10 protein-coding genes are annotated in these 12222 nt (G+C 43.6%); 6 read left to right on the forward strand and 4 right to left on the reverse strand.

Annotated elements, in window-relative coordinates:
- Positions 1-305: 305 nt before the first annotated feature.
- A complete protein-coding gene (locus MAS10914_RS0122365; RefSeq protein WP_017318178.1) occupies positions 306-1205 on the forward strand; it encodes a ferritin-like domain-containing protein in 900 nt (299 codons plus the stop codon).
- A gap of 615 nt (positions 1206-1820) precedes the next feature.
- Here the strand turns inward: MAS10914_RS0122365 and patX are convergent.
- The 4 genes from patX to MAS10914_RS0122380 form a co-directional block, all read right to left on the reverse strand.
- The gene (gene patX, locus MAS10914_RS30825) at positions 1821-2033 is read right to left on the reverse strand and encodes a heterocyst-inhibiting protein PatX (protein ID WP_017318179.1); all 213 of its coding nucleotides are present in this window, start codon (positions 2031-2033) and stop codon (positions 1821-1823) included.
- Between the two features lie 105 nt (positions 2034-2138).
- Complete coding sequence (locus MAS10914_RS0122375) at positions 2139-3905, reverse strand: FAD-dependent oxidoreductase (RefSeq protein WP_017318180.1); 1767 nt, start codon at positions 3903-3905, stop codon at positions 2139-2141.
- A 375-nt stretch (positions 3906-4280) separates the two neighbouring features.
- On the reverse strand, positions 4281-4544 hold the full coding sequence (locus tag MAS10914_RS35815) for a hypothetical protein (protein ID WP_232224215.1): 264 nt from the start codon (positions 4542-4544) through the stop codon (positions 4281-4283).
- A gap of 46 nt (positions 4545-4590) precedes the next feature.
- Complete coding sequence (locus MAS10914_RS0122380) at positions 4591-5187, reverse strand: extracellular solute-binding protein (protein ID WP_017318181.1); 597 nt, start codon at positions 5185-5187, stop codon at positions 4591-4593.
- Positions 5188-5437: 250 nt separating this feature from the next.
- Between MAS10914_RS0122380 and MAS10914_RS0122385 the strand changes: the two genes are divergently transcribed.
- The 5 genes from MAS10914_RS0122385 (at position 5438) to MAS10914_RS0122405 (ending at position 11479) form a co-directional block, all read left to right on the forward strand.
- Positions 5438-5914, forward strand: a complete 477-nt coding sequence (locus tag MAS10914_RS0122385; RefSeq protein WP_017318182.1) for a helix-turn-helix domain-containing protein — start codon at positions 5438-5440, stop codon at positions 5912-5914.
- Positions 5907-6491, forward strand: coding sequence for a PIN domain-containing protein (locus MAS10914_RS0122390; RefSeq protein WP_017318183.1), 585 nt, complete (start codon positions 5907-5909; stop codon positions 6489-6491). The genes MAS10914_RS0122385 and MAS10914_RS0122390 overlap by 8 nt, the downstream gene beginning before the upstream one ends.
- Positions 6492-6592: 101 nt before the next feature.
- On the forward strand, positions 6593-7639 hold the full coding sequence (locus MAS10914_RS0122395; RefSeq protein WP_017318184.1) for a zinc-dependent dehydrogenase: 1047 nt from the start codon (positions 6593-6595) through the stop codon (positions 7637-7639).
- A 131-nt stretch (positions 7640-7770) separates the two neighbouring features.
- Positions 7771-9045: an inorganic phosphate transporter gene (locus MAS10914_RS0122400; RefSeq protein WP_017318185.1), complete on the forward strand. Its 1275-nt coding sequence runs from the start codon at positions 7771-7773 to the stop codon at positions 9043-9045.
- Positions 9046-9535: 490 nt separating this feature from the next.
- Entirely contained in the window at positions 9536-11479 is a 1944-nt protein-coding gene (locus tag MAS10914_RS0122405; RefSeq protein WP_017318186.1) for an EamA family transporter, read from the forward strand.
- Positions 11480-12222: the final 743 nt, after the last annotated feature.

Below are 12222 nucleotides of genomic sequence, written 5' to 3' on the forward strand. Positions count from 1 at the left end.
AGTCCAGCGCTGCAGGCGGGTCTCCCGCCGTAGGCGACTGGCGTTGGCGCAGCCTCTCCGGAGGAGATACCCGAAGGGTGAACAGTGGCCAGGTAACACGCAGGGGATTTAGACCCCAAGTGAAACGTACCATCTTTGATGGGGGTCTGCGGACTCCCGCTAAAAACTGGTAACTGGTAACTGGTAACTGGTAACTGCTCAGTTCTCATTGCTCGCAAGCCAGCTTGATGTAAGAAAGTTTTATGGTAGCTCTAGTAAAAAAGTAGGTAGTATTAGAAATAGTTTACATAACTCCATAAAAATTTATGGCTGTTGCTTACCCACGAAAATTTCAGAATGCCATAGGTGCAAGGGACATTTTGACACAAGTTGTCCGCGATCGCGAATTGCATCTCATTACCCTTAACCGCTACCGCTACAGTGAGCAACGCAGTTGCAAAGACCTTACCGAAGTCATTGAACAACTCAATGGACAGCCACGCGAACTAGTACGGGATTTATCTCACCATATTTCAGATGAAGCCCGTCATGCCATGTGGCTGACTGATTTGTTGTTGGAACTGGGAGCGGATGTGGGAACGCCTCCTGGCTCTTCTTATATCGATGAATTTGATCGTCTTATAGACCGAGACTCCTACGACCCAAAACGCAACCTTGAGGACGGCATCATTGCTGCATTGGCAGCAATTAACATTACTGAAAAACGGGGCTGTGAGTATTTCTCTGCCCATATTTACGCCCTCAAGCAAGCGCCGCAAACCGAAGAAAACATTAAAATCCGCGAAACGATTGAAAAAATTCTGCCAGAAGAAGCTGGACACGTTCGCTGGGGTAACCGTTGGTTAGCGCAGTTAGCAGACAAAAGTCCAGAACATCGCCAAAAGGTCGAGGAAGCCAAGCGGAAATACGCTGCTATTGAACAAGCAGCCTTTGAAGCTGGCATGGATATCACCTTAGGTGCGGAACTGCGTAGAGTTGCCAACTTGCTAGAAGTGGCAAACACAATGCCAATGTGGGAACGTCCTCAATACCTAATGGAGCGCTTACCGCAGACTCTGCTAGCGCCAGATTTACAACTGACCCGCATTAATGCAGTTCAGCGTATTTGGGAGCGAGACCCACAGGCATTAATGGAAAGATTTGTGCCGATGTTTCTTAACGGCATCAAAGGGATGCAAAATAACCGCAAAAAAACGACAGTGTAGAACAGATGTCTCGGCTGTTCTATAAGTTGGGTGGGCAATGTCCACCCTTTTTTTTAGCAACATTCATTCAAAAAGCTGTTCCATGGGTTAGTGAAAACATCTGTCTCCAAACTGAGTGAAGTTTTGTTATATCAGCTCGTGATTCTCCTAGCAATCTGTCCTAAAAAAGGTTGCAGTCAACTCACAGATTTCTCGATAGTCATAATACCTGAACTACATGGACTATAGCTGAACTAACAGCCCAAATAGCACCCTTTCAAGAGATAACCTGAAGGTTGCCATAGCGCCCCGGCGGACAGTCCGTGCCATCGCCCGTAAGGACGCTGCGCTCTACGCAATCGCGCTCCTGCTTATTGAAGTAGTTCTTAATGGTTGCAACACAGGCAGCTAAACTTGCTTCGCGTTCCGATGCAAGAATTGAAAGCTGACTAGGTATACGAGAATCTCACGGATAAAATACCGAAGTATTACTTAATCTGCTTGTATCTTTACTCTTACATCTCTACTAGGGAGGGTAAGTAACGAATTTTCAGCCTAACACCCTGGCTTACCGTAAGTTAATTCCCTTGCTACAAGATGATTGCCATCACAACGAATAGCATTAACTTCTCATTGTTAGACAACAGGATGTGTAATCTCGATATGTTGCACCATTTCTTTGCGCCCACTACCACGATAGGGTCTGCGAGTAGGCTTGTTGGTATTCTTTTTTGCCGACATCAACTCTTGTATGCCAGAGTTGGATACCTGTATTCCAGATGCTTGAGTGTTAACAGCTAAGGAGCCTAATAACAATCCTGAGATGAAAAGTGAAATGGCAGCACGCATAGTAAATGTCTATTTTTGAACTCTCCATTTCACTGATACTGAGTTTTCTTTAGTGCATCCGGATAATTTATTAAATAGTATTTTTTTTTACTGCACAGATTTTTGTTAGGTGCTGAGATTTTCAACTATTAACCAATTAAGGGCGTGATTTATTCGACCCCAAAGTGTAAGCATTTGCTCATTAAAAAAAGTTTGCAACTGCTCGTCTATGTGCGATCGCAATGTCACAATCTGCCAAGTTTGCCCCTTGTATTTACTTGGCGCAGTCATAGTGAATTTGTAATCTTGGTGAGCTATTCGGTAAAAGATGCCCTGGAAACAACAAGTTTTCCTTACAGTGACGCTATCGCCATTCATGTAATAATATTGAGAAGGCGATAAAAAAGGGCAATTGCCATTAATTGGATATGCTTCTGGCTCATCTAAATAATACAATTGCCAGTGCAGCCAATCCGGATCGTTCGGTAGCAAATTCAATAATGGAATCATTGCCGCAGGCGCATATTTATCTTGCAATAAAGCTTCTTGCAGAACTCTGACAGGTAAATTCCGAGGGCTTAAATTCAACTCAACACACAGAGCAGCAGCCATTCCCGCACCTTGACCAATACCCATTACTAGAGGTTGCAATCTAGTTGCTCCATTGGCAATGTGGGAGACAGAAATATTCTTCTCACAGACGAGTAAACCATCTGTTTGTGTAGGAATTAAACAACGGTAAGGAATTGTAAAAGGAGTTCCCGTCCTTCGTCCTCCCCAAAGGATAGATTTGGGTGAAAGCTGAAACTCAATATCTGGATAATGGTGATCGTTCGGATAGTTACCAATAGCAATTGCATCTTCATTCAAAGATGCAACCATACCTCCAGCCATTGGCAGAATATCTTGTTCCCGCACAGTCGTGAGTCCTACTAGGCGACGGCTTTCCCGGTAGTAAGGATGAAGGGCGAAACTAGTGCTAAATGCTGGGAAGATATTATTAGCTAAACCGTAGCGACGACCAATTTCGTTTTGGATAAAACGGGCAAAATTTTGGCTGTGCCAACGACATTCTTGAAGAAACTCGCGCCGTGTTTCTTCTGTTTCTATCAATCGCCCTAATCCTTTGCCGTAATCATTGCCATGAATGGGCCAGTTAATCATAAATAGACCACCCGGCAAGCGTCCGTAATTCAAAAATTGTTCTGCACTATAGTTATCCCAAGCGCCAGTAAACTGTGATATGTCTTCATTAGGTGCGGCGGGAATTTCTGGGGCGAGTGCTTCACCAAAATCCTGCATGATCACGACCCAAGTGGGTGCTTGCACTGGATATCTTTGTGTGAGATGATTAAAATCTGCAGGGGCGCTGGGTTCTCCCCACTCAGACTGCAACTCCCAACCCCAACGCAATGGCACTTCAGCTAAAGCTAATAAATCTCCTAACTCTGTGGCATCGAGAGTTATCTTGGCTTTGATAGTCAAATCTGCGAACCGAACGCCAGTGACGCAATTTCCTTGCCGGAAAACCTCTAATGGCACTTGCCCCGCAATCCAAAGCAGATTTGGCAACTCCTGCACCCAATCTGCAAAAATCTTTGCCCCAATACGCGGATCGTAACTAAAAAAGCTGACCCAGCAATTGTCTAGTCCTCCCGGCTGTCGGTGCTGCAATTCCCGCAGAAACGCACCCCACAACCCTGTCTGAAAAGCTTCTAATTCATTCCCATCCGGCGCAGATACGCCGGCTGATGTCAGCATTCCCCCCAACCAAGGAAATTCACTCACAAGGATAGTTTTTGCCCCTCGTCGCGCCGCTTGGATGGCGGCGGCGGTTCCCCCGGTTCCCCCTCCGACGACTAGGACATCTGCTGTGTATGTTTGATGAACCATTTTTCAACCTCCGGTAGATAGTTGATATATTTTCCTCTTCGCACTACATTCTGCCCTGAACTAAAGTTCGGGCTAAAAGCTAAAGTTAGCTAAAGCTAACTGAGGCAAAGATTTTAACCCATTAAAATGGGCTTAAGCTTTAAGTGGGAGATTTATTGCACGGTTTATTGCAAGCTGACTTTTCACAGCGTCTGGAAAAAGTAAGTTTGATAGATCGGCGATCGCCTCTGGCGGGCACTCCGTGCCATCGCACGCTGACACCAATCTTGTAGAAAATTACTTTAAAATACGGAATTAAAGAATTTGGGGTGTATCCCACTTTCGGGTAGCCCTAAACTTTTTAGTTAAGTTTTTAGATGTTATGCCGCGAAGTACTTAATAACCAGTCTTACTACAGCGCTTCTCATCTGAATGAAGTACTAATTTATCTGTGTCCATCTGTGTCCATCTGTGGTTCATTATTTCTTTGTGTACCTCACCCAATTGCAAACCGCTGTATATGAGCGACAATACGCCTGTAAAAAAAATCTTAATTCTGGCAGCAAATCCAAGACAAACATCATGCCTGCGGCTAGATGAAAAGGTGCGTAACATTGAAGAGGCGATACGTTTAGCCAAAAAACGCGATCGCTTTATCATAGAACAGCGTTGGGCAGTCCGTCCCAAAGATGTTCAGCAAGCCATGTTAGATGTAGAACCGCAGATTGTTCACTTTTCTGGACATGGTCCAGAGATATCCCCAAGAATCTTTTTCTGTTGTTTTTGCCCGCAATTTATCTTGCAAATCTTTGGAGATTTTTTTCAAATCGTCAAATGTTTTCGGTATTTCAGCCTGTTTTACCAAGTCTTTTCGGTAGTAGAGTACGCCTATATCAGTGCGGAAGGGAACGCGATATAGTTTGCTATCCTTGCAATTTTCACATTTATACAAGCCATTTTCGATCTTATTAACTAGAAACCCCTCCTTCTTTAATTCTTCGGGTTGAAACTCTTTAGTGAGATCCGTGAGCCAATCTCGCTCGGCAAATTCAGGAACCCAGACGATGTCTAAATAGAGCAGATCGTAGGGTTTTTTCTCCTCGAAGGCACAGACCAAGGCTGTTTTTACTTTATCGCTAGCATCTGGTACGTTTGCTTTTGCCGGATTGAGGTTGATCTTGATGTGATACTTAGCCTCAAACTGGTTGATCAGTGGTTTCCAATCTTCTACTTCGTTTTTAGTAACTACAAAAGTAAGAGTGACTGGCTCAAAAGAACAACCAGAAATCAATACAATGCTCATAATACAGATTATTAAAAGCACTAATAATCGTATAACTCTAAATTTCTGCAATAACTGTCGGAGTGTACGAAACTGATACTTGTTATCCATAATCAATACTCTAAGGATCTGAAACCCTGATAACTTCGTCATCAAAATGTTCTTTTATCTGCGAACCCACACAGACAAAGTTGCTCGCTTAATTTCGTCTATTTCGTCTATGTAATACAATGATTATTGTAACCTGCAAAAAATTACCCAAATACCAAACATGACCATCATATTGGGGAATAGCGCATCTGTAGAGTCAGTGGTAGCTCAAGAAAAAGAAGCTCAAACTTTTAAGGAACTAGAGCGCATACTACAATCAGAAGGCTCCAAAGTGAAACTACTGGGAGCTAATGGAGAACAAATTGACATTCCTGAGTCGCTTCACCAGGTGTTGCATCATGTCGTTCAAGCTTTTGTTAAAGGTCGAATCATATCTATAATTCCGGAAAATTGTGAAATGACGACACAACAAGCAGCAGACTTTCTTAACGTCTCACGCCCCTATCTGATTAAACTACTAGAGCAGGGAGAAATTCCTCATATCAAAGTAGGAACACATCGACGAGTTCCTTTCCAGGATTTGATGAAATATAAGGAACAGCGAGATATGAAGCGTCGGCAAGCACTTCAAGAACTGACTCAGTTTCTGCAAGATGAGGGATTTTACGATGAAGAAAATTGTGAGTTAGATGAGTAACAAAGCTTCTCCCTGTGTTGTTTTAGATTCTTGTGTTCTTTTCCCGATGCCTTTGTGTGATACCCTGCTGCGTGCGGCTGAAGCAGAACTTTATGAAGTTCATTTTTCACAGGAAATTTTGGACGGTGCTACGCGTAATTTAGTGAAAAAGGGAAGGATGACTTCGGCGAAGGCAACACGCTTTCAGGAAATGCTCAAAACACACTTTCCAGAAGCAATGGTGGAAGTACCGTTAGAGTTAGTTGCAACAATGACAAATCACCCTGATGACCGCCATGTTGTCGCTGCTGCCATAATTGCTAAAGTGGGTCTTATTGTTACTTCTAACCTCAAACACTTTCGGGCAGAAGCTTTAGCACCCTTTGGAATTGAAGCGTCGCATCCAGATGATTTTCTGAGTTACCTTTTTGACCTAGACTCCAAAAAAATGATACAAGTTCTTCAGCAGCAATCTAAGGATCTCAATAATCCACCAATTACATTTACTGAACTGCTTGACAGATTAGAGCAAAATAACAAATTACTCAAATTTGTTGGTAAAATTCGCTCTTATGAATTCCGTAATGATGCTGTTTAAGTTATCAAAGTCACATTTGCGTAACTAAAATCTTGTCGCTGATCGCATAAACAACACCTCTAAGTGTTACATCTATAGATCGTTGAGCGGTGAGAAGCAACGTGAAAGCACAGGTATTTAGAGGCGTCAATCAACTTTCTTACGAAGATATCCCCGTACCTTCACTGGAACCCGATGAAGTGCTGGTACAGGTGCAAGTCGTGGGGTTGTGTCAATCGGATATCAAAAAAATTCGTTATCCCCTGTATGAACCGCCGCGCATCTTTGGACATGAAACGGCTGGTATTATATCAGCAGTAGGTTCTGAAGTCAAGGGGTGGCAAGTTAGGCAACGGGTGGCGGTGATGCACCACATCCCCTGTATGCGTTGCGCCTATTGCCTAAATGACAATTTCTCAATGTGCGATGTCTACAAAAACATCTCTACCACAGCAGGATTTAACGCTAGCGGCGGCGGTTTTGCTGAGTATGTCAAGGTTCCCGGTCACATCGTACGAAATGGGGGAATTATTCCCATCCCTGATGATATCAGTTTTGAAGAAGCAAGTTTTGTAGAACCAACGAACTGCTGCCTGAAGGCGGTGAAAAAAGCGCAAATTGCCCCGGGTCAAACGGTTTTGATTACTGGTGCTGGACCAATTGGGTTAATGTTTATTATGTTGGTGAAATACTTCGGGGCGAAGGCGATCGCCACTGACTTACTCCCATCCCGCATTGAAAAAGCTTTGAATGTGGGTGCAGAAGCAGCATTTGATGCCCGTGACGCCAATTTACCTGCAAAAATTCAGAGCTTGACAAATGGCATGGGTGTTGATGTTACTCTGTTAGCGGTTCCCAGTGAAAAAGCTTTCTTTCAAGCCCTCGACTGTACCCGCAAAGGTGGCAAAATCCTCTTTTTCGCTGAGTTTCCCGATGAGGTGGAAATCCCGGTTAACCCAAATATCCTTTACCGCCGGGAAATTGACTTGATGGGCAGTTATAGTTCATCATACCGTATTCAAAGTCTCGCTGCTGATATTGTGTTTAATAAGCGCATTGACGTGCAGGCGTTGATTAGCGATCGCTATCCATTACAAGATTTATCAGCAGCAGTGGAACAAGCGATCGCTCCTACTCCGGAAACGTACAAAATTTTGATTTATCCCTAGAGAAGAGGAAACGGGGAGGGGGAGAGAGGGAGAGGGGGGGAAGAGTCAATGTTCGCTTACTCCTCCATTCCTCCACTCCCGCACTCCTCCACTCCCCCACTCCCTCACTCCCTCATCCTTTATAAGAAAAAATGCTTGTCATCATAGTCGCACTTCTCGCTTTCTACGTCGCTTGGAATCTCGGTGCAAATGATGTTGCTAACGCAATGGGAACTTCCGTGGGTTCCAAGGCTGTTACCCTGAAACAGGCACTGATCATTGCAGGAGTGTTGGAGTTTACGGGTGCGGTTCTGTTTGGACATGAGGTATCCCAAACTCTGGCGACGAAAATTGCCAATCCAGCTTTATTCGTCGATACACCCCAAATGCTAGTGACTGGAATGGTGGCGGTGCTGCTTTCTGGCGGGTTGTGGTTGCAAATTGCTACATCACGGGGTTTGCCTGTATCATCTTCCCATGCTGTTGTTGGTGCGATCGCCGGGTTTAGCTGGATGGCTTTGGGAGTAAGTGCGATTGATTGGTCATCAATTGGGCGAATCACTTTAGGCTGGATTGTTACGCCCGTCATAAGTGGCGCAATTGCCGCCTTATTCTATAATCAAATTAAGCGCTGGATTTTAGATCAACCAAATCCATTGGTGCAGTTAGACGAGTGGATTCCTTGGTTGAGTGCGCTTTTGCTGGGGGTATTTGGTGTCATTGTGTTACCGCCGCTGACTCAACCGATAGCAGATTTTTTGATTTCGCAAGTTGGTTTAAAAATACCCGCTCATGATATTCCACTGGTAAGTGGTGCTGTAGCAGCAGTTGGACTGACTTTCTACAGTTGGCGACAATTGGAAGATATGGGGACAAGAGGAGAAGCCCCAATTCAAAATCCAAAATCTAAATTCCAGAATCCTGTTGAAGGATTATTTGCTCGATTTCAATTGCTCAGTGCTTGTTTTGTTGCCTTTGCTCATGGTTCTAATGATGTGGGGAATGCGATCGCTCCTTTGGCTGCAATTGCTTACATCAATAACACTGGTACCGTACCCATGAACGGCATCAGTATCCCCATATGGATTTTAATACTTGGTGGCGTTGGCATTGTTGCTGGTTTAGCTATTTGGGGTAAAAAAGTCATAGCTACCATTGGCGAAAGCATTATTCCCTTGCAACCCAGTAGTGGATTCTGTGCGGAACTTGCAACTGCCACGACTATCCTACTCGCCTCCCGCTTGGGTTTACCAGTCTCCACCTCCCATGCTCTCGTCGGTGGTGTTGTTGGGATTGGACTGATGCAAAACATCAAGTCAGTTCAATTCAAAACTCTCCAAGGAATCGCCGCCGCATGGCTCATTACAGTTCCTGTAAGTGCAGCTCTTAGTGCGGCTATCTTTACATTGCTGAGTGTTGTGTTCTAAGTTCCGAAAAAGTCCAGAGTTGCGAGCAATGAGTCTTGAGTGCTGAGTAACCTTCCTGAAATCTTACCCAACACTCAGCACTTGCTACTCAGGACTCTTACACCGTATTTTTGCAGTATGGCTTCTAATTCAGCAAAGTGTTCTTCAAGTACTCGCACGACTTTAGACAATGCTTTGTGATTTACACGCTCAAGAGCTTGTGTGCAACTAGTTTAAACTTAAACTTAGTTTTATTGTGTAGCGGTTTTCGTTACTGAATACTATTACAGTACAAAGCAACATCTGTCAAGATATCTGAACAACAACTGTAATTGCCGTATCAGCTTTCATTTGGAACTAAAAGATACGGATTGTTCAGCCTTCCCGTCATTTTGCATTGGAAGGCGGGGTGTCTGTCCATTGACACAAGCCAGAAATAGTAGGAATATAAGCGCCGATCTAAGTCAACACTAAGCTGCTTGATTGGGAAAGGGTGAGAGGTTAAAGACTAATGGGGCGATACGAGAGGCGACCAGATAACCTGCGAGGAAAAGGCGATCCATACGGGTCAGCAGAAACTGCCATACGGGCGGTCACGGAGGAATTGCAAATTCTCCAACGGAATTTGCTCAAGTCGCTACACGACGATATGAAGCGGCTACAGGTAGAAAAAGACCGCTTAACTGAAGATATTAAACGGCTGCAAGAGGAAAAAGAACATCTACAACAGGGACACGAAATCAACGAGCAGCAAGCGTTGATTCGTCAGTTGTCACAAGTTTTGGCTAGTCACATATCAACGCAGCTGCAATCTTCTCTTGAAACATTAGCGACCCAAGCTAGGGAGACACGCTCCCCAACGGTAAGCTCTGAACCAGATCAAACCACAAGTAGTTCAGCAAGTGAAGTTAATGAATATGCAGAAAAACTGCTTGACTCTTTGGATGACACCCTTACTATTACCTTTAATTCACTACAACAGGAACTGAAAAACTATCAAAGCAGTCTTTCTCAACAGTTATCCCGGATGAGTGTCCAACAAAGGGAAGGGGAAGCTATTTTAATAGAGTTAGTGAATCGCCTCCGCTCTCAAGTGGAAGAAACAACAGCAGAAACTTCTCCGCCTGCAATTAGAGAAATCCCCCTTGTTGAGATTGAACAGACTCAACAGCAGCCGCATCAACCAGCTTCTGAGGAAGTTCCAACGAAGTTGCAAACCGATATTCCGCTGGCAATTACAGTTAGACCCAGCAGTCCGCCACAGGAAGAAACCTCTGCTCGGAGTTCTGTTTCCCAAAGCATAGTCTTGCCAAGCGAAACACCCCAGTCTCATCCCCCAGAACCAACACCAGTCGCATCTCCTCCTTTACCAGCCACCTCGCAGCCACCACAGGTCATGCCAAGGCAACTGCAAAGACAAACGGGAATGTCATCCCTACAGCTGACCGGGATCATCCTGCTTGTGTTGTCAACAGTGGCGTCGGCATTGTACAACATCGTCATTAAAGTGATTTTCCTTCCAGGTTCCCAAATTTTCGGTGTGTTTGATGTGGAGCGCGTAATATCGCCGACTTTGGGTAATTCTTTGTTAATTTTAATGCTTAGGATGCTGGTCGTTGTCCCGCTGATGTTGGTTTTGGCTCCGATACTGCACTCACGAGTGTGGCAAGACCTACAATACCTGGGTGACTCAATCCGAGGCAATTCCAGTAATCCAACTGCAAAGCGGGTGTTGGTGCTGTCGATTGTCAGTGGATGCTTTTTGTTTCTCTCTCAGGTACTCATCTACCTTGCCATCGGTCAAGTCCCCACTGGAGTGGCGATCGCACTTTTCTTTGTCTATCCGGTAATTAGCGGACTCCTCTCGTGGTCTCTGTTCGGCGATCGCCTAACTTTCTTCAGTTTCGGTGCTATGGCTGCCATTGGCTTAGGAGAATTGCTCGTTTTAGGGAGTTCCTCCAGCACTGTCATGAGGAATATTCCTTTGGGGAGCATTGCAGCAATTGCTTCAGGAACTGCTTTTGCTTTTTACCTCATTTTCTCGCGCAAATGTGCTGCCAAACTACATCCAGTTTCTTTTACCTTGATTAACTTCGCTACGATGTTGTTCTTGTCTGTCTTCGGTTTGATACTGCCTTTACCAACGAACTGGAACCTACAACTGAACCCTGCTTACTTCCTCGAACTTGTTTTATGTGCTTTCCTACTAGGTGTACTAACGCTCTTTAGCTATTTATTAAATAATTTTGGGATTCGTAAAATTGGTGCCTCGCGATCGGCAATTATCGGCGCAACTATCCCCGTTATAACTGGAATTTTGGCTGGCTTGATTATTCAGGAAACCTTACAGATTGAGCAAGTTTTAGGAGTTTTGCTAGTGACTTTTGGAGCAGCCGCTTTCTGTTTTGAAAAAATCCGTAATCGACATCAACCTTATAATAACTCTTCCAATTAACTCAAAAAAAAATTGAATATAACTCAGAATGACTTACCAATAAATCTAGATGTTATACAAAGGTATTATTAGTCACATTTTTAATTTTACAACTGTCAGTGGATAAAAGCTTGCCACTATCTGGTTGTTTAATTTTAAATTTTGTATTCTTAAGATGGAGGGGTGAAACCCTACACCCTATTTTTCCATTTCTTTAGTTTTTTCATTAAGAAGAATGGGTCAAAGACCTGTATTCGTTGACTCTTATGCTAAGTGCTAGTTTTTGAATACTCCTTAAAATTGAGTGAATTTAACTCTTTTTGGTTACATTTGTGTGATATAAAATTATTCTTTATTTAAATTAAAAAAATTTAAAATGAATACTATAAATTAATTTAGTAATATAATTTTTCATAAAAATGCTAGTTTACTATTCTGTATCTTCTCTAACATTACTGTCTAATACAGGTTGATAAAATTAGCAAAAATTGTCGAAACAGGAAGGTAATTTGAACCTTGGATTATCTTTTCAACGTAAAGTCAGCAATTTTCCCTAAAAAGAATTGCCTGTACCGCCACAACATAACTGGAAGTTTTAAGCAGTACAGCAATTTGCAAAGAGCCGCGCCACCTCTTTTTCTGTCAATGTTGTTACCACAACAAGTGAAACACCGCCAGCTGCATTCTATCCAGAAAATCTTTATCTAGGTAGACTGAAAAAGAAGGGAAGATTTTTAATCTTAGTCTTAATGCGACAAGGGAGT

Origin of the sequence: Mastigocladopsis repens PCC 10914 (assembly GCF_000315565.1) — a bacterium.
Taxonomy (GTDB): Bacteria; Cyanobacteriota; Cyanobacteriia; order Cyanobacteriales; family Nostocaceae; genus Mastigocladopsis; species Mastigocladopsis repens.

Excerpts from the sequence above, each read along its gene's own strand:
- MAS10914_RS0122400 (WP_017318185.1), top strand. The coding sequence starts at position 7,771 with ATGCTTGTCATCATAGTCGCACTTCTCGCTTTCTACGTCGCTTGGAAT.
- MAS10914_RS0122390 (WP_017318183.1), top strand. The coding sequence starts at position 5,907 with ATGAGTAACAAAGCTTCTCCCTGTGTTGTTTTAGATTCTTGTGTTCTT.
- MAS10914_RS0122365 (WP_017318178.1), top strand. The coding sequence starts at position 306 with ATGGCTGTTGCTTACCCACGAAAATTTCAGAATGCCATAGGTGCAAGG.
- MAS10914_RS0122380 (WP_017318181.1), bottom strand. The coding sequence starts at position 5,187 with ATGAGCATTGTATTGATTTCTGGTTGTTCTTTTGAGCCAGTCACTCTT.
- MAS10914_RS35815 (WP_232224215.1), bottom strand. The coding sequence starts at position 4,544 with ATGATAAAGCGATCGCGTTTTTTGGCTAAACGTATCGCCTCTTCAATG.
- patX (WP_017318179.1), bottom strand. The coding sequence starts at position 2,033 with ATGCGTGCTGCCATTTCACTTTTCATCTCAGGATTGTTATTAGGCTCC.
- MAS10914_RS0122405 (WP_017318186.1), top strand. The coding sequence starts at position 9,536 with ATGGGGCGATACGAGAGGCGACCAGATAACCTGCGAGGAAAAGGCGAT.
- MAS10914_RS0122375 (WP_017318180.1), bottom strand. The coding sequence starts at position 3,905 with ATGGTTCATCAAACATACACAGCAGATGTCCTAGTCGTCGGAGGGGGA.
- MAS10914_RS0122385 (WP_017318182.1), top strand. The coding sequence starts at position 5,438 with ATGACCATCATATTGGGGAATAGCGCATCTGTAGAGTCAGTGGTAGCT.